A 23,040-nucleotide genomic window follows, 5' to 3' on the forward strand; every position below is an offset into this window, starting at 1 on the left:
GTGGAATTTTCATGTACAAAGTGTATTGCAGGGCTTTTCAAAGGGTTATGAAAATAGCTTCTTCATTCATTCCTTGGCGTGAACCTGAACTACTAGAAGGAGAAGATAGTTTAAAAAAACTGCCAAGCCTTTTTACACAATGCAAAATTGAAAGCATTTTAATTGTGACTGATAAAGTTATTGTTTTAGTTGGTTTAATAGACGATTTTCTAAATGATCTTAGAAATGAAGGAATCAAGTACGTTGTATATGACAAAACCGTTCCTAATCCAACCGTTGAAAATGTTGAAGAGGCTTATCAAATGTACGTATCCAACAACTGTACAGGGATTGTTGCTTTTGGGGGAGGTTCCCCAATGGATTGCGCGAAAGGTGTTGGGGCAAGGGCAGCAAGACCTAATAAGAGCATTCACCAAATGAAAGGTTTATTTAAAGTATTGAAAAAGATTCCTCCCCTGTTTGCAATTCCAACTACAGCGGGTACTGGAAGTGAGGCAACACTAGCAGCTGTTATTTCGAATAACACGACACATGAAAAATACGTCATAATGGATCCATCTATCATTCCGCATTTTGCAGTTCTTAATCCGTTGCTTATCGTAAACCTTCCTAGACATATTACAGCTGCGACTGGGATTGATGCTTTAACACATGCCATTGAAGCATATATCGGCAGGAGCAACACAAAAGAAACAAAAAAGTACAGTTTAGAAGCGACTAAATTAATTTTCGAAAATCTTTATGAATCCTATTTAAATGGAACAAACATTCAAGCACGTAAAAATATACAAAAAGCTGCTTATTTGGCTGGGATGGCATTCACACGTGCTTATGTTGGGAATGTGCATGCGATTGCGCATACTTTAGGAGGATTTTATTCTGTTCCACATGGGCTTGCAAATGCTATTATACTTCCATACGTTCTTGAATATTATGGTGCTGCAGTTCACAAGTCTTTATCTGAACTTGCAGATATAGTAGGAATTGGTGATCCGACAGATACTGACGAACTTAAAGCAACAAAGTTTATAGAAAGCATTAATATGTTAAATAAAAAGATGGAGATTCCCAATAAGATTAGCGAAATAATCAATACAGATATTCCAGTGATGGTCGAACGCGCTCTAAAAGAGGCAAACCCTCTCTATCCCGTGCCGAAAATTTTTAATAAAGAGGACCTTTTCCGTCTATACCAACTTCTTAAAGACTAGCTTGTTCCCATAACTAAGATAAAAAGGTGGCTGTTAAAATGGAAAACTATACTCCTCTCATTACGAAACAAAAATCTTTTTTCCGCACAGAAACTACAAAAAAGATAGATTACAGATTAAATGCACTCCAAAAATTAAGAATGGCAATAAAAAATAACGAACAAGAAATAATAAATGCCTTAAGAGCAGATTTAAATAAATCTGAATTTGAAGCATATACCTCTGAAATCGGTTTTGTTCTTCAAGAATTACGATTTACCATAAAGCATTTACGTTCATGGGTGAAGCCAAAAAGAGTAAAAACACCTCTTACCCATATTGGCTCTCGAAGCTTTATTTTACCTGAACCATATGGAGTGGCACTCATCATCTCCCCTTGGAATTACCCGTTCCAATTAGCAATCGCTCCATTAATCGGTGCTATTGCAGCTGGAAACTGTGCAGTCATCAAACCATCTGAATTAACACCGAAAACATCGGAAGTATTAGCGAAACTTGTTAGAGATATATTCCCTAAAGAATATATTTCCATTGTAGAAGGAGACGCAGAAACGAGCCAAGCACTTCTTAATGAGCAATTTGATTATATCTTTTTTACAGGAAGCGTTTCAGTCGGAAAGATTATTATGGAGGCAGCGGCTAAACATCTAATACCCGTAACCTTAGAATTAGGTGGGAAGAGCCCCTGTATCGTTCATAAGGATGCGAACATTAAACTTGCAGCAAAACGGATAGCTTGGGGGAAGTTTACCAATGCAGGACAAACCTGTATTGCACCAGATTATTTGTATCTACATAAAAGCATTAAGGAACAATTTCTCCAGCAATTCAAAGAAACGATCATTGAATTATATGGGCAACAGCCGTTAAATAATAAAACATTCACGAGAATCGTAAGTCTTCGACACTTTAAACGACTTACCTCTTTACTCGATAATGGGGACATTTTTATTGGGGGAGGCTTTAATCAGGAAAAATTAACGATAGAGCCAACAGTCCTAACGAAAATTACTTGGGAAGATCCGATTATGCAAGATGAGATATTTGGACCAATTCTTCCTGTACTCGAATACGAAGAGCTGCCAGAAGTACTGGAAGACATTCATCATCACCCAAAACCACTTGCCCTATATATCTTTACTGAAAGTAATACAGCCCAAGAAAAAGTCCTTAACAGTGTTTCATTCGGTGGTGGCTGTGTTAATGATACAGTCTATCACTTTGCTTCTCCTTACCTTCCCTTCGGTGGTGTAGGAAGCAGTGGTATAGGTGCCTATCATGGAAAAGGAAACTTTGATACCTTTTCTCATCAAAAAAGCGTACTTAAACAAACGACCTTATTTGATATTCCTTATCGTTATCCAAATGTTAAAAACGGACTTCAAAAAATAAAGTTTTTTATGAAATAATGTAGTTCTTTTAGATACTCCTTCCTCGCCAACAATAACCAAAGGCTAAAATTTCTAGGTGCATGAGGAAGGGGTAATTAAAAACCTTTTATAGATCATTTGAAAAATTGCACCAACTAAAGTCATTCTGACCTCCCCCCTTAAACTGTATATTTCTTCATTTCTAGCCTCTATAATAGCTTTCAATGCATTTCATCGTTTTAAGCATTTCAATTTTCCATTGAAGATTTTCGGAGTTATTCCAGCACCTGTTCACTTTAAAGAATTGGTCTTCCTTAAAATTTTTATAGTTAACCTTTTACAAAAAGTAATTTAAAAACACAACTTTTATTTCACTCACACGTCTAAGTATTGAACTTCAAAAAAGGGGGGCCCGAAGTTTGTCTGAATTCAGAAAAGAAGAAATCGCCAATTGGTACGATGAACATAGCAAGTCCATATTAAGCTTTATTTTATTAATGGTAAGGGATTATCAAGAAGCTGAGGATTTAACGCATGATACTTTTGTAAAAGCATATCAACACTATAATTCTTTTAAACACAGTTCCAGTGAAAAAACATGGTTATTTAGCATTGCACACAATGTCACTGTAGATTATTTAAGGAAGCGCAAAACCCGTAATTTCATTAAAGAAACACTTCTTTTACAAAAAAATAATATTCCTTTACCAGAAGATCTTATCCAAATAAAAGAAGAATCATATGAACTATATAATGCTTTAGGAGAACTGAAAGAAACGTATAGAAAAGTTATCGTTTTGAGAAAAATTAAAGGTTTTTCTATAGAGGAAACAGCAAAAATATTGAATTGGTCTGAAAGCAAGGTTAAATCGATGCTGTTCAGAGCGATGCCCGCTTTAAAAAAACAATTAATTAAGGAGGGCTATTTATATGAAAAAACATGTTGATGATTTTGATAATGTTCATTTTGAACTAATGTGGAAAGCGAAACGAAAACAACAATTGAAAAACCGAATCATGACTGATATTAGCATATTAGATTTGGATAAAAAAAATAAAATCACTCATTTTAAAACTGGAAATGCATTTGGAAAGTTAGCATACTCCAGTATTGCTGCAATTGTATTGTTTGGCTTATTTATTGGCTCAGCCTTTATTTCTCCAGCAATGGCGGAGGTCGTTTCAAAGATTCCTTATTTAAATAAAATATTACATTCGGAGCCTGTGAACCGAACTATATGGAAAGACTTGGAGGAAAGAGGCTATCATATAACCGGAATAGGTGGGAATGCCGGTCATATTTCAATATCAATAGATGGTTCCGAACAATACTTTCAAGATGTACGCGATGAAGTAAAGGAAATTGCCACCAATATATTAAAAGAAAAAGATTATGATGCATATAAAATTGAAGTCGAAAGACAGATCGATCGAGTTCCAGATACTCAACTCTCAGAACGCGAGGAATTGACTTCTAAGGCACTAGAAGAAAGCTATAACAAATTGATTGAATTAAATTTTAATGTACTATCTTACGGATATTCCCATATCGCTCCAAACTCAGAGGAAATAGACATCAACATCGATATTCCTAATACTGAAAAAAGGGTAGACGAAATAAAAAATATCATAAATGAAAACCTAAGTTCAAAAACTATTGACTCATATACTATAAAGGTTAATAAAATTGATCTTGCTCAAAGGGAAAATGAAGAAAAATGGCACGAAATATTCGATGCAATTATCGAAGGATTGTATGCGAAAAAAGAATACAATGTAACAGGATTTGCTTATTCCTTTAAACCAGAAGCCTTGCAAATTATAATTAAGACATCAATAAAAGCTTCTGACAAAAATACAGAAGAAAAGGTTCGGATTATTGAAAATACAATCGATGAATTTTTAAATTCCGAAGAAATTCAGAGTAAAATCAATAACGATCCATATAAAATTATCATTAGGGGTAAAGATGGAAAGAATATAAATTGAAGGATCTTATATGAAAAAAGTACGAGGTTGTTGCTTTTAAAACAAACACTGTTGAAGGTTGATTGGAGCGAAATTGCGAGACTCCTGCGGGATGTGCGGACAGGTGAGACCCCACAGGCGTTTTGCGCCAAGGAGGCTCACCGCCTGCCCCGCGGAAAGCGAGCAACTGCAGCGGAAATCAACCTTTACGCACTACTTGATAAAAAGCAACAAAGTATGTGAGAAAAGCCTAACGAAAAAAGGCAGTCCTTAGAAGTCATTTTTCATGACTTTTGGGACAGCCCCGTACCTTTTTAATGACTAGCGACTTTTCCAAGTCCATCTTGTGTTTCCTTAACAGCCAGTTTGCTAATCAACTTTTTACTTTCTATATTTAATCCTTTAAGATTTACTTTTACACCATTTTGATGGTATTTCATCACTACTTTATCGATGGCACCAACAGCTGAATCGTCCCAAAGATGAGTATTAGAAAGATCTATATCAATTTCATTTATCATCTCTTTATAATCAAAACAATTTACAAAATCTGTTACAGAAGCAAAGAAAAGTTGACCCGTAACATGATAAATCTTCTTCCCGGAACCTTTAGCCGAAACACTTATGACGTTCACTTTTGAAATCTTTGCTGCGAAGAAAATAGCACTTAATATTATTCCAACTAAAACACCCTTCGATAAATCATGAGTTTCAATTACCGTAATAACCGTCGCAATCATAACAATCGAATCTGTGATCGGAACTTTTCTTAATGATTTCAGGTAAGACCAATCAAATGTTCCAATTGAGACCATAATCATCACGCCGACTAGAGCCGCCATTGGAATTTGAACAAGAAAACCTTTGAATGAAACGATGAGTGTCATTAAAAAGGCACCCGCTACAAATGTGGATAGACGCCCCCTTCCACCTGACTTTACATTAATAACGGATTGTCCAATCATGGCGCAGCCAGCCATACCACCAAAGAAAGCAGAAACTATATTAGCAATACCTTGGCCTCTTGCCTCCTTATTTTTATCACTTTCTGTGTCCGTCATATCATCCACAATCGAAGCTGTTAGTAACGATTCCACTAATCCAACAATGGCAATCGATAAAGAATATGGAAAAATAATTTTCAGTGTTTCAAAATTTAACGGAATATCCGGAAGCAAAAATACAGGCAACTTTGATGTTAATTCCCCCATATCGCCTACTGTGCGCACATCACTTCCCGTAAATATGGCGATCGCTGTCATTACCAAAATAGCAACGAGCGGCGATGGAACAACCTTTGTAAAACGAGGCAGGATATAAATAATGGCAAGTGCTCCTACGACCATCGCATACATTTCCCACGTTTCTCCTACAAAGTGTGGCAATTGGGCAGCAAAAATTAAGATGGCCAGCGCATTAACAAATCCTGTCATAACAGACCGAGGGACGAATTTCATCAAACGCCCTAATTTTAAAGCTCCCATTATGATTTGGATAACACCCGTTAAAATCGTTGCCGCAAGCAAATATTGTAAGCCGTAGTCTCTAACTAAAGTCGTCATTAATAACGCAGTTGCACCTGTTGCAGCTGAAATCATCCCAGGTCTTCCACCTACAAAAGCAATTGTAACAGCAATACAAAACGAGGCATACAATCCCACCATGGGATCCACCCCAGCAATGATTGAAAATGCGATTGCCTCCGGAATTAAAGCAAGGGCAACAACAATACCCGCCAATATATCTCCCCTTACGTTGCCAAACCATGTATATTTAATTGTATTAAAATTCAAACTTAGCACCTCTCCCTTTATTTTCGCATTAAATTTTTGACTTTAAACTCTCATGAAAGTCGGGGCCGTTGTGAATAAAACAAAGTATAAGGGAATGAGGAATATTTGTGAAATCGCCATGTAAACGTGAACAATTAATATTATCTTAGATTTCCTCTATTTTTCTTTACTTTTTTGTATAATAGTACTTTTTTATTTTGAAGTTATCTGTCCAATTACCATTATTGTCATTTTTAGGATAGCATTTTTATGATTTATAGATAATCATCTTTTTAGGCAGTGGCTGCCTTTTGATTTGCAACAACAGTCAACCATCGTACAGTGATTAAAAACCCCAAACATACAATTATGTTGGGGGTTTTATAGTCTAAAAAGCTAATTCCTACTTATCAAAAATCCTTCTTCCAGCCTTGACTAATTCATTGGCGATAATTGGGATAAGGGAGATTCCAACAACAAACAACCAGTCCTTCCCAGTCAACACATGTATCCCAAATACATCATGTAAAAATGGGATGTAGACTAATGCTGCTTGAATAATGATACCAAGGAAAATGGCCCCGATTAAGTATTTATTAGAGAATAAGCCAATTTGGAAAATTGATTTTTTCTGGCTTCGCAAATTTAAGGAATGGAAAAGCTGCGATACACTTAATGTGATAAATGCCATCGTTTGAGCGTGTGTAAGTGCGTCGTTAGTTATATTTCCAAAATCGATTGAAAAAATAGAGCTTGCTCCTGAGTAAAATCGAAGTCCCTCAACAAAAGCAAAAAGTGTGATAAATCCAATCAGAAATCCGTTTAGTAATGCAAATGTACCTGAGCCTTTAGCAAAAATACTTTCTTTTGGATTTCGTGGTTTTTCCTTCATTACATCCGGGTCATCAGGATCCATTCCAAGTGCAATAGCAGGGAAGGTGTCGGTAATTAAGTTGACCCATAAGATTTGAACAGCCGTTAATGGAGTTGGCATTCCTAGAAGAACCCCGATAAAAATCGCTGTGATTTCCCCAAGATTACAAGAAAGTAAAAATAATATAGACTTCTTAATATTTTGGAATATATTACGACCTTGTTCAACAGCTGCTACAATGGTTGAGAAATTATCATCCGTTAGAACAATATCTGCTGCGCCTTTCGCTACGTCCGTTCCGGTAATTCCCATTGCCACTCCAACATCCGCCTGTTTTAATGAAGGGGCATCGTTGACCCCATCACCAGTCATCGAAGTGATGTGGCCATTTTCTCTTAATGCTTTGACGATCCTTACTTTATGCTCAGGTGAGACACGGGCAAACACTCGAGTTTTTTCCACTTTTTCTTGAAGTTCCACATCACTTATTTCATTCAATTGTTGTCCAGTCATTGTTTCGGATTTACTGCTTGCAATTCCGAGGTTTTGGGCGATTGCCAAGGCTGTATTTTGATGGTCTCCCGTAATCATTACCGTTCGAATACCGGCATTCTTACACTCAGCAATCGATGCCTTTACCTCCTCCCTAGGTGGGTCAATCATTCCGACGATTCCTAAAAAGGTTAAATCTTCTTCCAGATTATGATTAAATTCTTTTTCAGAAGAGACATTTCGTTTCGCAATAGCCAAAACACGAAGTGCTTCTTCTGACATTTGATTAGAATTATGGAGGATTCCGTTTTTATCTACCTCTGTCATTGGTTTAATCGAACCATCTATAAAGATTGATGTCATTCTTGGCAGCAGTCGATCTAAAGCACCTTTCGTAATCGAAAAAAATTGATTTCCATTTTCATGTACTGTCGTCATCATTTTCCGATCAGAATCAAAAGGAATTTCATACACCCTTTTATGTTGGTCTTCCAATTCTCTTTTCGTTAGACCCATATTCATTCCAGCTGTAACTAAAGCAATTTCTGTTGGGTCCCCTGCTTGTTTGTCGTTATTCACAACCGCATCGTTACAAAGCATCATCCCTTTAATAAAATCTTTAGTCACTTCATTACTAAAATGGATGTTTTCTAATTCAGTAAATTTTCCGTCCGCATATACTTTCGTTACGGTCATTTTGTTTTGTGTTAATGTACCTGTTTTATCTGAACAGATTACACTAACAGCTCCAAGTGTTTCAACAGCAGGAAGCTTCCTAACAATCGCGTGGTGTTTGATCATTTTTTGAACGCCAACAGCTAAAACAATCGTTACAATCGCAAGGAGCCCTTCCGGAATGGCCGCCACTGCAAGGCTAACAGCTATAAGGAACATCTCTAAAACTTCGCGGCCTTGAAAATATCCTACAAAAAACATAATGATACAAACGAATATAGCACCAATTCCTAATATTTTCCCTAGCTCGTCTAGTTTCTTTTGTAGTGGAGTACTTTCTTTCCCTTGACTCCCTAGCATTTTCGCAATTTTGCCGATTTCTGTTTCCATGCCAGTATGAACCGCAATCCCGATGCCGCGCCCATATGTCGAAAGTGTTGACATAAAAGCCATATTTATCTGGTCACCAAGAGGGATTTCACCTTGTTCCAGCGAAGTATCAATTTTATCAACCGGAACGGATTCGCCGGTCAAAGCTGATTCTTCTATTTGTAAATTTGCAGTTTCTACTAGGCGCAAATCGGCGGGAATAAATCGACCGGCATCAATTAAAACAACATCCCCAGGTACAACTTTTTCTGAAGAGATTTCCTTTACGATCCCATCCCGTTTTACGATAGCATTCGGTGTCGACATTTTTTTTAATTCTTCTAAGGCTTTCTCTGCTTTTGATTCCTGCACAATTCCAATTACTGCATTTAACACAATAACGATTAAAATGATAACTGCATCACTAATTTCACCAACTATCCCCGAAATGACAGCAGCTGCAATAAGAATATAAATCAACATGCTATTCATTTGTTCCCAAAGCATTTTCAAGATGGTCGGTTTCTGACCCTCTTGAAATTCATTCGCACCGTATTTCTGTAAACGTTCTTCTGCTTCTTGGCTGGAAAGCCCCTTTACAATATCTGTTTGTAACTCCTTCTTTACATCTTCAACTGATTTTGAATACCACAAAGACACCATAACCCACTTTCTATTTAAAGGTATGAAATTACCTATATTCTATCTTTTATTAACCAATTAATCGATAATATTTGGAAAAAATTCCACGAACGTGCAATTTCATTATATTTTGTAAAAGCCCCGCTTAAAGATTTAATAATTATTTAAGAATTTCATAAGAAGTGATTTAGAATTGCCTCGTATGATATACACAAGTCAAAAATGTGGAGGAAAGAACATGAAAGTCAATAATCCAAGGGTACGTGTTGGAAGAATCACTTATTTTATATTTGCCATCCTATTTGCATTATGTATCATAGCCCAAATTTATTTAGCGGGGGTGGCTATCTTTTTAGATGGATCGGCATGGACGAAGCATATGATGTTTGTTCATCTATTTGGGTTTAATTTTCCTGTTTTAATGCTTATTTTGGCTTTAGTAGGGGCTTTGCCGCGCTGGGCATATTTTCAGCTTACTGGAGTATTCATTTCGATTTTTCTTATGTACTTTACGGCAAATATTAATGCCATTTTGCCATGGTTTGGTCCACTACACGTCATTATGGCTTTATTATTATTCGTCTTATCATGGTCGATTGTGTTTAAAACATGGAAGTTGATTTTTAAAGGAAGTGAAAAAAATTGAAATTATTTTCTGCCATATTCATAAGTGTTATAGGAGGCTTTATACTTGGTATTGCCTTATCAAGTATAATTGGGATATTTAGTGTCATTTTTCTTAATCAACCAATTGGAATAAAGTATCTTCCTTTTTACACTGCCTTACTTTGTGCTGTTGTAGTGCCGATTTGGCATAATAAGGTAAATACTGTCAAGCACTCTTGACGGTCTTATTAATTAATTGAATTATAATGTATATAATTCTATAATTTTAACATTTATGGGTGATCACATTGTCGATTAAGAAGCGATTAATTTTATCAAATATAGGGATGATAATCATTCCTATTATTGGTTTCTTTTTAGTGGAAATCATGTTGGGATACTTATTGTTTGTCGTATTTAAAGGAAATCCTCACGGCTCAGAATTAACCTTTTTTCTTAGCCTTCGATTTATCTCGATGGTGATTGTTCTAATCATTACAAACGGATTATTAACGTATTACGTATCAAAAAGTATAATAACTCCAATTAAAAGGCTATCTATTGCGGCAAAGAAAATCAGTAAGGGTAATTTGGAATATAGTGTAACATCCTCCAAAAAGGATGAGCTTGGCGAGCTTAGTCAAACATTTGAAGCCATGCGTCTAAAACTGAAAGAGGCAAAGGCAGCTCAAATACAATATGAACAAAATCGTCAGGAACTGATTGCTAGCATTTCTCATGATTTAAAAACTCCTTTAACATCTATAAAAGGCTATGTTAAAGGCATTGAAGACGGAGTCGCAAATACGCCGGAAAAATTAGAACGTTATATGAACATCATTTATTCGACAGCGAATGATATGGACGTACTTATAGATGAATTGTTTTTATATTCAAAGCTAGATTTGAAACGATTGCCATTCCATTTCGAGAAGGTTGACTTATATTCTTTTTTCACTGATTTTGTCGACGAATTAGCGTTTAACTTAGAGAAGGAACAAGGAGCCGCTACCTTAATCGCCAATAACGCTGACTCTTATATAGTTGAAGCAGACAGAGAGAAATTGAAACGTGTTGTAACAAATATCGTCCAAAACAGTTTGAAGTATATGGATAAGAATGATAAAGAAATCAATGTTCGGTTACTATCAAAACCGGGCGAAGTTATAGTAGAAATGCAAGATAATGGCAGAGGCATGAATAAAGAAGATATTCCATTTATATTTGATAGTTTTTACCGTACCGATACTTCAAGAAATTCTTCTACTGGCGGCAGTGGACTTGGACTATCAATTGTTAAAAAGATTATTGAAGAGCATGGGGGAGCAATTTGGGCAAATAGTGAATTAGGAAAAGGAACTAGTATATATTTCAATTTAGAGAAGGTGAAATAAATGAAAAACATATTAATCATTGAAGATGAATTAAATATTGCGGAATTGGAACGTGATTATTTAGAGATCAATGGCTTTGAATGCGACATCGCCACAAATGGTGAGGAAGGATTAAAACTAGCCTTGACTAATCGATACAGCCTGATTTTATTAGATTTAATGCTCCCGGGTATTGATGGATTTCAATTATGCAAAAAGCTGAGACAAACATTAGATATACCTATATTAATGGTTACTGCTAGAAAAGAAGATATAGATAAAATTCGGGGATTCGGTTTAGGGGCGGATGATTATATTGTAAAGCCATTTAACCCAAATGAATTAGTTGCAAGGGTAAAAGCACATATTTTAAGATACGACCGTTTAATCAATCACGGTGGGAATAAACAAAATGATATTCAAATCGGCAACCTCCTAATTCAAATTGATTCAAGACGGGTGTTTGTAAAAGAAGAAGAAAAAGTATTTACCGCTAAGGAATATGATTTATTGCATTTTTTGGCGACAAATCCTAACATCGTTTTCAGCAAAGAACAATTATTTGAACGAATTTGGGGATATGATTCAATGGGAGACACGACAACAGTTACTGTCCATATTAGAAAAATTAGAGAAAAAATTGAAAATGATCCCTCTTCCCCACATTGGATTGAAACGATTTGGGGAGTAGGGTATCGGTTTAAAAAGTAACATGTTATTTTTCTTTATTAGAGACACCTTTCCCCGTCTCAAATTCCTATCTGTTAACAATCGATTCTATGTTATATTTGAAAGAAGAAATGCAGTGGAAATACTTTATTGGAGGTAAATGTTGTGGAGGAATTTTTAGAAGATCATTATTTAAGAGGTATAAGACTTGATCGTAATAGTATTCCTTCTTTTGATAACTATCCATTCCATTTACCGAGTATTAAGACATTAGATGAACTTGCCTTTCATCCAAATGTTACATATTTCGTCGGCGAAAATGGCATGGGAAAGTCAACATTATTAGAAGCTATTGCGGTTGCTTCTGGATTTAATCCAGAAGGTGGTTCATTTAACTTCAACTTTTCCACGTATGATTCACATTCCCCATTAGAAAAGTATATTAAACTGATAAAAGGAATCCAAAGACCTACTGATGGATTTTTTCTTCGTGCTGAGACTTTTTACAATGTAGCAACAAATATTGAGAAACTAGACAGTGAGCCAGCGCCGGGACCACGAATTATTGATTCATTCGGAGGATTATCACTTCATCAACAGTCACATGGAGAATCCTTTTGGGCAACATTTATGAATCGATTTCGGGGAAATGGCATTTATTTGTTGGACGAACCTGAGGCAGCATTATCCCCGCTTAGACAGCTATCGATGCTAGCTCAAATCCATGAATTAGTCAGGAAAGGTTCCCAATTTATCATTGCGACCCATTCCCCCATCATCATGTCATATCCTCATTCTAAAATTATAGAACTGAGCGAAGATGGTGCCAAGGAAACCTTACTTGAAGAAACGAACCATTATAGTATCATGAAACAATTTTTTGATGATAAAGATAGATTACTGCATCATTTGCTGAATCATTAATGCTTGGGAATTTCATTCTACCGATTAAAAGACCATTTAATGGGTTAATTCAAAAAACAGGCAAGAAAAAAACAATTAAAAAATCTAGTCACTACATTCATCATGATCAGATGACCGAAAGTATTTTCCCCCAAAATTCATTAATTGGGAAACACCTGGACTTTTTACTTATCAGTTTACTCGATTACTTTTGAAACAGTCATCCCGTCACCAATCGGAATAAGCAAAGATTCTAATTGAGGATGATTGGCCACCGTTTCATTGAATTTCTTCATAGATTCTGTATAGCGTTTAGGATTGGCAGACTGATCAGCAACACTTCCGCCAGCAAGTACGTTGTCAGTTACGATTAAGGCACCCGGTTTCGCAAGACTAATGGAATACTTTAGATAGTTTGTGTAATTTTCTTTGTCAGCATCTATAAAGAAAAAATCAAAACGTTTATTTTCTACAACAAGTTTTTCAAGACTTTGAAAAGCTGCCCCGGTCATATATGTTACTTGATCACTAAAACCTGCTTTACTTAGATTACTATATGCTAGTTTTGCGTATCGCTCCTCCAATTCAAGAGAAGTCAATCTCCCTTCTTTGCCGAATCCTTTAGCAAGGCAAATTCCGCTATATCCTCCAAGTGCACCTATTTCTAAAATATTTTTAGCACCAGAAATGGAAACAAGCATGGTTAACAATTTCCCAGCAGAGGAAGAAACGGAAATAGATGGCATTCCATTTTCTCTTATAGACGCAAGGACTTCCTCCAAAAGAATATCTTGGCGAGTAAACACTGCATCGATATAACTGTTAATTTGTTTCATCCGCTTCATTTCCTTCCTCGCTATCATCTAAAGACTCCGATTCAGGCACTTCCAATTCTTCAATTTCAATATTATGCATATCTACTATTTCACTTTCGTGTATTTCAAATAATTGTTTAAATTCGCTGATTACCATATCAATTGCTTTTAATTCACCAACTAATATTGGACGAATTGATTGATAGTCAGGTTCATCCAATTGACGCTTGATGGTCGAATGCCTAAGATGCATTGATTCTAAAAAGGCTATAGCTCTGCCCCTTCGAAAAGTTTTCGCCCCATGATGATGCGACTCTTTTCTTTTATGTCTTTCCCCACGGTGATGTCCACCATTCTCAAATTCCTTGAATTTTTTATGTTTCATTCCTTCATCCTCCTTTGTATACACATGTATACATATTATATAATTTATTGTATACATACGTATACAACGTGTCAATATAAAAACGACTGAGCTTCACAAAAATGATAGAAGCTCAGCCAATATAATCACTCACCCAATTGATCTAAAAGAAGGTCTGTCGTATTGGTCAATTGAATTTTTGCATCCACTGATACATTATTTTGATGGGCTTTATTGTTTAAATGCTTTTGAAATTTTTCTAAATGCTGAATCGCTTGCTTTATTCTGTTCATTTTCAAATGATGTTCTGCCTGCTTTGCGGAATTCACTAGCATTGGTACAAGCGGTCCTTTAATATCATTCGTTGAGATGTACCCGTTCAGTTGCTCATTTAAAAAGGAAATCGTTACCGGCTCAGCAATCAGCTTTTCCATGATGGCTGCTTGCTCCATTAGCATTACTCCACTTAAATTGATGCTAAGATCTAGGTTCAAGCTAGGTGTTCTTTCCCAAGAGGAGCCAAATAATACTTTATCCTCTCCTAATTTGTTGTTCCATGCACTTTCAGCGTTATTTATAAGGAACTGTGCAATGGCTTTTTGATTAGGATCTTCCTTAACTAATCCACCTAAATAGCGCACTAAAATTCCTTTAAACAAACCTCCATCTCCGCCGCCCTCATCTTTTAAAATATTCGTAGTATTATTCCCTACTAATCTTTTCATACTTGTCTCAGCCGTCTGTATGGCAGCAAAAAGATATTCCTTATTATCTGTTGCTCTGTACAACTCAACACCTGCCCCAATATAAACTCCTTGGTTATAGGTGAATTCCCAATTCTTATCTATATTTCCATCGCCAACACGATTAATGCCGTCCCATACAAAGCCAGTTTCAGGATCTACTAAAGTTGATTTTTGCCAATTAAATATTTTAATTGCCCAATCTAAGTCATCTGGGTTTCCAAATTTTTCATAAAGCCTTGCAGCTAATATAACTGCCGGCGCATTTGATGGAGTATTTTTATAGTCTAACTGCGACTTATTCCAAGCAATGCCTCCGCCAAATTGATCACTCCACCCTGTTTTAATGTCATTCCACAGAGTAAATACTGCAGCTTCATATTTTGAATCATTAGTATGTTCATACAGGCGGAGCAAGGCCAAACTCATCCACAACATATCATCATAAAAGTGGTTAGTGATGACTCCATTGTTTCTTTTTAAAATACTTTCATACAGAGCCTTTGATCTATCTAGATAAACTTCATTGTCCGTACGTTCGTATGCATCAATGAGTGTATCTAAGGCATGGGCAAGCCACCAGTAATGGAATTGTCCATTACAATTACTACACTCATATGAATTATTAAACATATTCGTTTCGTCATTCCAGTAATTTTCAAACAAGGATTGTTGGGCTTGTCCAGCTTTCTCTTCCCATTCATTTGAGACGGTACTCGTGACATCTTCCTCGTTATTATTTGCAAAGGTTGAGCTTCCTAACAACAATAAAAAGATAAGTGAAAGTGCAAAGACTTTTTTGGTCATTATCTCTTCCCTCCCAATATTAGTCACATAGACGAAGTAGTTTAGTAATCTATAAATTCCAATTCTCTAGTATTTACACCATGAATACACCTCTCCTTTTTGGATAGCGCTTACAAACCAATTCACGCTATCGATCGAAGTTAGAATCACATGGTTGATAGATTATCTACATATAATGTTAATTTATATGTAGATACGTGTATATAGTGCCATCGCTTCAATTAACAAGGCATATCTCAGTGACTTTCTACCAACTTATGAAAACCCATTTTGATAGTTTCTTAGGACTTGGAGTCTTTACAAATATTTGTTTCCATGTGCCTTAATCGACTAGTTTAATACACATTCGAATTATTTGGACGGGGGTTTTACGTTTTAATAGGATAAAATTACATAATTTTACCGTTACTCCTTACCTCAATTCTTACTTAGGGATTATAGATATAACTTATGTATTTAGTAACAGTCCTTCTCTCCGGCATTTCCCATAAGCTGCGTCACATTTGAATTACTCTGTACTTCTTCGTTCCTAGCTCCTTCAAATTTTCTCTTAACCGCAAAAAAATAAAACTTCGTTCTGTTATAAACGGAGTTTTACTACAATTAACTATGTTTTAATAATATCGCCTCTGTAATTAGCAATTGAATTATTTAGAATAACGCTCAGATAGTTTCTTTTTATGTGATTGAAATACTTCTTCCAAAGGGATATTGTACTTATTCGCAATTACAATTAAGTTGCCTAATACATCCCCTAACTCCTCTGTTAACTCCTGTTTATTTTCCTCATAAGATCCACTTACTTCATCAGGTCTATCTCTACCAATCTCGAGGGCTCTTATTGCACGGGCAACTTCGCCAGTTTCTTCTGCCAAAAAGCCGATGCGAACAAATATGTCTAAATCAGACCAGCCCTTGCCTTCATAATAATCTTTCACCCATTCCTGAAATTCTGATACATTCATTTCGTTCACCATCCGTTTCTACATTTAAAGCTTAACAAAATATTTTAATTTATGATATTGTCAAAATGAAAGGTGGGATAGTATGAAAAAAATAGCTGTATTTTGTGGATCAAGCAACGGAGTATCCGAAGCTTATATTGAAGGTGCAAAAAGGCTTGGCAAAGAACTGGCGAAAAGAAATATTGCCCTTGTATATGGGGGTGCAAGTGTAGGAGTTATGGGGGCAGTTGCAGATTCTGTTTTAGAAGAGGGTGGAAAAGTAATTGGTATAATGCCAAGCTTTCTAGAAAAAAGAGAAATATCTCATAAGAACTTAACACAACTCATTGTTGTTGACTCTATGCATGAGAGAAAAGCAAAAATGGCCGAATTGGCAGATGGATTTATAGCTTTGCCAGGAGGGCCGGGAACATTAGAGGAGTTTTTTGAGATTTTTACTTGGGCTCAGTTAGGACTTCACCAAAATCCTTGTGGACTTTTAAATATTAATCATTATTTTGACCCGCTTATTACTTTATTTAATCATATGGCAGATGAACAGTTTTTACATGAAAAATACCGTTCTATGGCTCTTGTAGATACTGAGCCGCAAGGACTTCTCGATCAATTCAATATATATGAACCACCAACCTTAAAAACTTATATTACTGAAAAACAAATTTAGCCATCCTATTATCAACTTTATAATAAGATGTTTACACAAAGCTACGGAACTATGAGCATACAAAAAAAAGTGAATTCATTTTGAAAAATGTCTTTCAAATGAATTCATTTTTATTAAAAGTCCCTAACAGCAGATCTAGGAAAATACAACTTATTCATAATGTTAGGTAGAGTTCAGTTCTTTCACTCCATTCATTATCTTCGGCATCACTAATCTATGTTCCCCTCAGTCGACCTTTATTGTACAACCTGTCAAAAAGAACCAATCAATTGCTGATTGGTTCTTTTCATATAATCTATACTTATTGATTTCCTTTTTTAACCCACTCTGCAACTGTCACAGTACGTTTAGCTTGATGCTTAACAGCAGCTTGAACGTCTTCAATCATTTTTCCATCTTGTCCAACTGTTACGCTTGTTCCATATGGATTTCCGCCTGCTCCAAATAATACTGGATCAGTGTAACCAGGAGTGGCGATAATCGCACCCCAGTGCATCATGGAAGTATATAAGGATAACAAGGTAGCTTCTTGGCCACCATGTGGATTTTGTGCAGATGTCATAGCACTTACTACTTTATTCACTGTCTTACCTTGCGCCCAAAGCCCACCTTGAATATCTAGGAACTGTTTCATTTGTGATGGCATATTACCAAAACGTGTTGGGACACTAAAGATAATGGCATCTGCCCATTCAAGGTCATCTGATGTAGCTACCGGAACATCCTTCGTAGCATCTACGGTTGCCTTCCAAGCTTCGTTTCCTTGAATGACTGATTCAGGGGCTAATTCTTGTACTTTTAAAACCTTAACCTCAGCACCTGCTTCTTTCGCTCCTTCTTCTGCCCATTTTGCTAATTCATAGTTAGTTCCACTCATACTGTAAAATACGACTGCTAATTTAACGTTTGACATATTTTCCATCTCCTTTGGTTTTTTTCCAAATAATTTATCTAAAAATCCCATTTATTACGTCCTCTCCTTAATTAATAACTTTTAAAAGAACCCCCTTCATAGAAATGAATGACATTCATATAGCAGGAATTTTATAATACGTTTAGTTCATACATCTCTATATAGAGATAATTGAGGTAAATTAGTATTTAAGATTTTACCTTATCTATACTATGCCTCTCTAATTTAATTCCTAATCAGTATATTATCACTTAGTATATCTCTATTTCAATATATTTGCTTATTTTTACGAAATAGCATTGGATAATGGGAGTAAAGTTTAATAATTCCATCCACCAGTATTATAAAGTTAAATACCATCTACCAGCTGCTTCAACTTCCTCAATTGTTAATTGATGACCTCTATTTTCCCAATGAAGATCAACTTCGGCATTCGCCTTTTCTAATAATGTTTGTAATTCCTGAGATTCTTCCGGTGAACAAATTGGATCGTTTGTTCCAGCTGCAATAAACACTGATTTTCCGGACAAATCAGGAAGCTCCACTCCTCTTCTTGGGACCATAGGATGGTGAAGAATGGCAGCCTTTAAAGAGTTTTTATAGTGAAACAATAAGCTCGCAGCAATATTAGCTCCATTTGAGTAGCCAATAGCAATAATATTATCTCGGTCAAAATCATATTTTTGTGCTGCGTCATCAAGAAATTGATTCAACTCATAAGTACGGTATATAAGATCTTCTTCATCGAATATTCCTTCAGCTAATCTTCTAAAAAAACGAGGCATTCCGTTTTCTAAAACATTCCCGCGAACACTTAATACTGAAGCCTCACTATCAATCATTCCTGCAAGAGGCAATAGGTCTTGTTCATTGCCTCCAGTACCGTGAAGCAACAATAGTGTTGGTTTATTTGGATCTTTTCCTTTATTGAATATATGCTTCATTATTTATCACCCTATCATTTTCTTATTTAGGTCGTTCTATCTCAAAAACCTCTCCGATTTTAGCATAACTAGCACCTGCTAATCGACTTACAGCAGCTAACCCTATAGGATCTATTCTTCCATTTTTATAAATATCGTCTTCAATATGATACTGAATAATTTTTCCGATGATTAAATCAAAACCAGGTAAATCTCCCAATGTTAAAGAGTGTTCAAGTACACACTCCAACCGAATTTTTGCTTGTTGTATACCCGGAACTGAGATTTTAGTACTTGCGACTTCTGTTAATTGCGCCAACTCAATTTCACTCTCATGAGGAGAAAGACTTGCCGCTGTTTTATTGATCTTTTCAACATTTTCTTCATCAACGATATGAACGACAAATTCCTTCTTCTGAAGAATATTCCTAGCTGTGTCCTTCTGTCTCCCTCCAGGACGCTGTATGGATAAAGAAATCATCGGGGGATTTGAAGACACAATATTAAAATAGCTAAAAGGTGCACCATTTAAAACACCATCTTCGGACAACGTTGTGACGAAAGCTATTGGTCTTGGTATAATGCTTCCGATAAGAAATTTGTAATTTTCTCTTTCCGTATTTGTATTAGGATCAATGGAAAGCATAGAATCATTCCTTTATTTAATCTAATTCTCGCACATGAATTGGCATCAAGCTGTGTTCAAGCTGCTCTCTATATTGTTCATACTGCACAGGCAGCATTAGCTTTTCTCCCATCGTTTCTTGTGATTCATCATGAGCAAATCCAGGAGGATCTGTTGCAATTTCAAATAAAATTTCACCATGTTCCCTAAAATAAATGGCATTGAAATAATTTCTATCTTGAACAGGGGTTACACCATAACCACTTTCAGCTACATATTTCTGCCATTCCAGCTGATCATTGTCATCAACGGCTCTCCATGCGATGTGATGAACAATTCCAACGCCCATTTGGCCTCTTCCGGTCGGATTCGCTTTTAAGTCAATGATATTTCCTATATCTGCTGAAGAACGGAAACGGATAAGATCTTCCTCATGACCAATGAGCTCAAGTCCCATTACCTTTTCTAGCAATTCTGCTGTTTTGTTTGGCTGAGAAGAAAATAGAGTGGCTCCTCCAAAACCTTTGATTGCTACTTCTGGGGTTATCCCTCCAAAAGTCCAAGGATTAACTGCCCCTTCTTCTCGTTCAACAATTTCCAAGTGTAAGCCATGTGGGTCGTCAAATTGCAAATACTGTTCACCAAATCGTTCTGTTTTAGCGAAGGCAATACTGAACTTTTCTAATCTTCTTTCCCAAAACTCCATTGAGCCTTTAGGAACAACATAAGAAGTAACCCCTACTTGTCCATCACCAATAATTCCTTGACGTGCTCCTGCCCACGGAAAAAACGTAATGATTGTTCCTGGTTTACCTCCTTCGTCTCCAAAATATAAGTGATACGTGCCTGGATCATCAAAATTGACTGTTCGCTTGACTAAACGCAACCCTAGAATTCCTGCATAAAAATCAACATTTTCTTGCGGATGACCTACAATTGCCGTGATGTGATGAATTCCGCTAGTTTTTTTAGTCATTCATTTTCACTCCCACATACTATTTATTGGATATAAGTTACAAATTCACTCACAGGTTTACGATAACCACGAGGTTTTCTACTTTCCACTTTTTCCTTCCCCAGTGTTATCATCATAACGATCTCGCATGACTCACTTATATTTAATATTTCTTTCACTGCTTTAGGATCAAAACCAATCATTGGACAAGTATCCCATCCTTTTTCTTTGGCAGCCAACATGAAAAGCATTGCAGATAACGAAGCATTTCTTATTGCTTCATCTCTTTGAAATTGCTTGCCTCTTGATTGATAAAATGTAACAGTATCATTTACCATAAAATCATATTCCTGTTTATTTACAATTCCTAACAATTTTAAGCCCTCATAAATTTTCTCAGCCTGATGGTAAGCACATTTATCCCCTAAGACCATGATTACAGCTGAGGAACTTAATACTTTATACTGCCCGTTAGCCGCTTGTTGTAATCTCTTTTTAGTTTCATCATCTAATACAGCTACATATTTTGTATGTTGCAAATTAAATGCTGAAGGTCCTAATTTTACCAACTCAAAAATCGAGTTTAGTTCTTGTTCTGTAATTGTATATTCGGGTATAAAATTTGTGGCCGATCGTCTTTCTTCTACTAATTGAATAAAACCTGACATCTCTTATAGATCCCCTAACTAATAATATTAAATTTGCTTCAACTTAATATATTATGAAATCGAGATAAATATATAAAAAAATTATAAACCTTGTGCGTGGTAGCCTAACTTTTTCAATTGTTCAATCATAACTTGTTTTTCATCGATATCTAATCCTGCACATATCTCTCTAATTGCTTGTTTATGTTTAGGGAATACTTCATCCATTAATTCAGTTCCAGCCTCAGTAATTGCTGCATATGTGATACGGCGATCCTTAGGACAAGGTTTTCTTCTTAATAAATTTTTCTTCTCTAATTTATCTACCACATACGTAATACTACTGCTTGCAAGCAAAACTTTTTCACCAATTTTTTGTATGGGCTGTTCGCCTTTACTGTAAATCAATTCAAGAACAGCAAATTCAGTTGGATTTAGCCCTAAACATTTTATATCCTCTTCAACACGTTTTTTTATTGATTCCAAAGCCCGAGTCAAAACAACAAATAACTTTAGAGATAATTCTTCTTCTAGTGCATTATTGTTCTGATTGTCCATTGTTATCATCCCTCTTTTTATCTCGAATTCGAGATAATTATATAATGAACCACTTTCCATTGTCAACAGATAAATTTACATAATAAAAATAACTTGCCCCATTATCCCGTACCTTGCAAAAATAACTCATAAACTATCTTGGGCTCTACCAGAGCGGAACGACCTATAATCAACCCGCATTATTAATGAAGTCACCTTAACTTTGGCGTCGAATTAGCGAGTAGACTAATTCCAATTTTTCGGGCTCCGCCTCACACTTTCCCTGATTATAGGTCGAGATTAAAAATCTAGGTTTTATTCCATATCTCTTTATTTATGCCTTTTTCGGCAAACACAAACCATAAGTGGGCTATCAGCTTGGAATGGCTTCTTGTCAAAGTTCCCATACATCTGCTCAAGTACAAATCCATTATAATATAGCAAACTTTCAAGCTCCTGAGGAAAAAAGTAACGAATCACAAAAGGCTCTACTGTTTCCACTACGTTCGACGAGTCCTGCCATCGACGATTTGTAAAAATATAGTGCTCTAACTGTCTTTTATGATCATACGAACGTCGATATGTGCTGCTACAATGATAACCATCATTATCTATCCATGAATCGGCATAATCTTTTTCTGTATCTTCATCTGCTGATAAAACCGAAATAGTCGGATTTCTAGTTTCGAATGCAAAGACTCCATCTTCTTCAAGATGTCTATGAACTGATCCGAGCAATCCGTCCACTGATTCTCTATCCAGGAAGTGCTGAAATGAGTTGCCTGTTGTAAATATGAATCGATATTTACGATTCAACTCAAATTGTCTTGCGTCAGCATGAACCCAATTGACCGAAACATTTAAGCGTTCTGCCTTTTGTTTTGCAAGTTCCAACATTTCTAAAGTTATATCCAGACCAGTAATTTCAATTCCACGCTCCGCTAAGGGAAGGGTCAATCTCCCTGTTCCACAAGCAACATCTAAAATGGGGCCACCTTGTTGGTTTGCTAGATCAAAATAAAACTTACTTTCTATTTTGCTCAAATCATTCAATAAATCATAAGTGTCTGCATCCTTATACCCCTCTAAATTATCAAAATCTAACATAGACACCTCCAAAAATTTAAAGCCAATGGAATTTTTTAATTTCAAGATTGG

General features: G+C 36.0%; 23 protein-coding genes. 10 read left to right on the forward strand and 13 right to left on the reverse strand.

Going from position 1 to position 23,040, the window contains the following annotated elements:
- Positions 1 to 11: 11 nt before the first annotated feature.
- The 4 genes from KHA96_RS16760 (at position 12) to KHA96_RS16775 (ending at position 4,570) form a co-directional block, all read left to right on the forward strand.
- The gene (locus KHA96_RS16760) at positions 12 to 1,211 is read left to right on the forward strand and encodes an iron-containing alcohol dehydrogenase (protein WP_213130451.1); all 1,200 of its coding nucleotides are present in this window, start codon (positions 12 to 14) and stop codon (positions 1,209 to 1,211) included.
- A 38-nt stretch (positions 1,212 to 1,249) separates the two neighbouring features.
- Positions 1,250 to 2,620, forward strand: a complete 1,371-nt coding sequence (locus KHA96_RS16765; protein ID WP_213130452.1) for an aldehyde dehydrogenase — start codon at positions 1,250 to 1,252, stop codon at positions 2,618 to 2,620.
- 380 nt (positions 2,621 to 3,000) lie between these two features.
- Positions 3,001 to 3,528 carry an RNA polymerase sigma factor gene (locus KHA96_RS16770; RefSeq protein WP_213130453.1) on the forward strand — a complete coding sequence of 176 codons (528 nt, stop codon included), beginning with the start codon at positions 3,001 to 3,003 and terminating at the stop codon, positions 3,526 to 3,528.
- Positions 3,512 to 4,570 (forward strand): DUF4030 domain-containing protein, encoded by a 1,059-nt coding sequence (locus tag KHA96_RS16775; protein WP_213130454.1) that lies wholly within the window; start codon positions 3,512 to 3,514, stop codon positions 4,568 to 4,570. Before KHA96_RS16770 ends, KHA96_RS16775 begins: the two co-directional genes overlap by 17 nt.
- A gap of 293 nt (positions 4,571 to 4,863) precedes the next feature.
- Here KHA96_RS16775 and KHA96_RS16780 read toward each other — a convergent pair whose 3' ends face one another.
- Both KHA96_RS16780 and KHA96_RS16785 read right to left on the reverse strand, forming a co-directional pair.
- Positions 4,864 to 6,342, reverse strand: coding sequence for a SulP family inorganic anion transporter (locus KHA96_RS16780; protein WP_213130455.1), 1,479 nt, complete (start codon positions 6,340 to 6,342; stop codon positions 4,864 to 4,866).
- 382 nt (positions 6,343 to 6,724) lie between these two features.
- Positions 6,725 to 9,391 (reverse strand): cation-translocating P-type ATPase, encoded by a 2,667-nt coding sequence (locus KHA96_RS16785; RefSeq protein WP_213130456.1) that lies wholly within the window; start codon positions 9,389 to 9,391, stop codon positions 6,725 to 6,727.
- A gap of 220 nt (positions 9,392 to 9,611) precedes the next feature.
- Here KHA96_RS16785 and KHA96_RS16790 point away from each other — a divergent pair, with 220 nt between their 5' ends.
- From KHA96_RS16790 to KHA96_RS16805, 5 genes are all read left to right on the forward strand, one after another.
- On the forward strand, positions 9,612 to 10,019 hold the full coding sequence (locus KHA96_RS16790; RefSeq protein ID WP_213130457.1) for a DUF6220 domain-containing protein: 408 nt from the start codon (positions 9,612 to 9,614) through the stop codon (positions 10,017 to 10,019).
- Positions 10,016 to 10,219: a DUF5957 family protein gene (locus tag KHA96_RS23115; RefSeq protein ID WP_249315662.1), complete on the forward strand. Its 204-nt coding sequence runs from the start codon at positions 10,016 to 10,018 to the stop codon at positions 10,217 to 10,219. Before KHA96_RS16790 ends, KHA96_RS23115 begins: the two co-directional genes overlap by 4 nt.
- A gap of 59 nt (positions 10,220 to 10,278) precedes the next feature.
- A complete protein-coding gene (locus KHA96_RS16795; protein ID WP_349305786.1) occupies positions 10,279 to 11,373 on the forward strand; it encodes a sensor histidine kinase in 1,095 nt (364 codons plus the stop codon).
- On the forward strand, positions 11,374 to 12,063 hold the full coding sequence (locus KHA96_RS16800; protein ID WP_213130459.1) for a response regulator transcription factor: 690 nt from the start codon (positions 11,374 to 11,376) through the stop codon (positions 12,061 to 12,063).
- A 123-nt stretch (positions 12,064 to 12,186) separates the two neighbouring features.
- Positions 12,187 to 12,945, forward strand: a complete 759-nt coding sequence (locus KHA96_RS16805) for an AAA family ATPase (RefSeq protein ID WP_213130460.1) — start codon at positions 12,187 to 12,189, stop codon at positions 12,943 to 12,945.
- A 176-nt stretch (positions 12,946 to 13,121) separates the two neighbouring features.
- Here KHA96_RS16805 and KHA96_RS16810 read toward each other — a convergent pair whose 3' ends face one another.
- The 4 genes from KHA96_RS16810 to KHA96_RS16830 form a co-directional block, all read right to left on the reverse strand.
- Positions 13,122 to 13,760, reverse strand: coding sequence for an O-methyltransferase (locus KHA96_RS16810; RefSeq protein WP_213130461.1), 639 nt, complete (start codon positions 13,758 to 13,760; stop codon positions 13,122 to 13,124).
- Positions 13,747 to 14,124, reverse strand: a complete 378-nt coding sequence (locus tag KHA96_RS16815; RefSeq protein WP_213130462.1) for a hypothetical protein — start codon at positions 14,122 to 14,124, stop codon at positions 13,747 to 13,749. Before KHA96_RS16815 ends, KHA96_RS16810 begins: the two co-directional genes overlap by 14 nt.
- Before the next feature lie 125 nt (positions 14,125 to 14,249).
- Positions 14,250 to 15,653 (reverse strand): glycoside hydrolase family 76 protein, encoded by a 1,404-nt coding sequence (locus KHA96_RS16820; protein WP_213130463.1) that lies wholly within the window; start codon positions 15,651 to 15,653, stop codon positions 14,250 to 14,252.
- 647 nt (positions 15,654 to 16,300) lie between these two features.
- Positions 16,301 to 16,618: a MazG nucleotide pyrophosphohydrolase domain-containing protein gene (locus KHA96_RS16830; RefSeq protein WP_213130464.1), complete on the reverse strand. Its 318-nt coding sequence runs from the start codon at positions 16,616 to 16,618 to the stop codon at positions 16,301 to 16,303.
- Positions 16,619 to 16,700: 82 nt separating this feature from the next.
- Here KHA96_RS16830 and KHA96_RS16835 point away from each other — a divergent pair, with 82 nt between their 5' ends.
- Entirely contained in the window at positions 16,701 to 17,282 is a 582-nt protein-coding gene (locus KHA96_RS16835; protein ID WP_213130465.1) for an LOG family protein, read from the forward strand.
- A gap of 301 nt (positions 17,283 to 17,583) precedes the next feature.
- On the opposite strand, the gene wrbA is transcribed toward KHA96_RS16835, so the two are convergent.
- The 7 genes from wrbA to KHA96_RS16870 all read right to left on the reverse strand — a co-directional run bounded on the left by wrbA (position 17,584) and on the right by KHA96_RS16870 (position 22,989).
- Positions 17,584 to 18,195 carry an NAD(P)H:quinone oxidoreductase gene (wrbA, locus tag KHA96_RS16840; RefSeq protein WP_213130466.1) on the reverse strand — a complete coding sequence of 204 codons (612 nt, stop codon included), beginning with the start codon at positions 18,193 to 18,195 and terminating at the stop codon, positions 17,584 to 17,586.
- Positions 18,196 to 18,536: 341 nt separating this feature from the next.
- Positions 18,537 to 19,139, reverse strand: coding sequence for an alpha/beta hydrolase (locus tag KHA96_RS16845; RefSeq protein WP_213130467.1), 603 nt, complete (start codon positions 19,137 to 19,139; stop codon positions 18,537 to 18,539).
- Between the two features lie 22 nt (positions 19,140 to 19,161).
- Entirely contained in the window at positions 19,162 to 19,764 is a 603-nt protein-coding gene (locus KHA96_RS16850) for a flavin reductase family protein (RefSeq protein WP_213130468.1), read from the reverse strand.
- 16 nt (positions 19,765 to 19,780) lie between these two features.
- On the reverse strand, positions 19,781 to 20,719 hold the full coding sequence (locus KHA96_RS16855) for a ring-cleaving dioxygenase (protein ID WP_213130469.1): 939 nt from the start codon (positions 20,717 to 20,719) through the stop codon (positions 19,781 to 19,783).
- Positions 20,720 to 20,742: 23 nt separating this feature from the next.
- Complete coding sequence (locus tag KHA96_RS16860) at positions 20,743 to 21,366, reverse strand: nitroreductase family protein (RefSeq protein ID WP_213130470.1); 624 nt, start codon at positions 21,364 to 21,366, stop codon at positions 20,743 to 20,745.
- 81 nt (positions 21,367 to 21,447) lie between these two features.
- On the reverse strand, positions 21,448 to 21,903 hold the full coding sequence (locus KHA96_RS16865; RefSeq protein ID WP_213130471.1) for a MarR family winged helix-turn-helix transcriptional regulator: 456 nt from the start codon (positions 21,901 to 21,903) through the stop codon (positions 21,448 to 21,450).
- A gap of 309 nt (positions 21,904 to 22,212) precedes the next feature.
- On the reverse strand, positions 22,213 to 22,989 hold the full coding sequence (locus KHA96_RS16870; RefSeq protein WP_213130472.1) for a class I SAM-dependent methyltransferase: 777 nt from the start codon (positions 22,987 to 22,989) through the stop codon (positions 22,213 to 22,215).
- Between the last annotated feature and the right edge of the window lie 51 nt (positions 22,990 to 23,040).

The organism is Bacillus sp. FJAT-49711 (assembly GCF_018343715.1).
Lineage (GTDB): Bacteria > Bacillota > Bacilli > Bacillales > Bacillaceae_C > Lederbergia.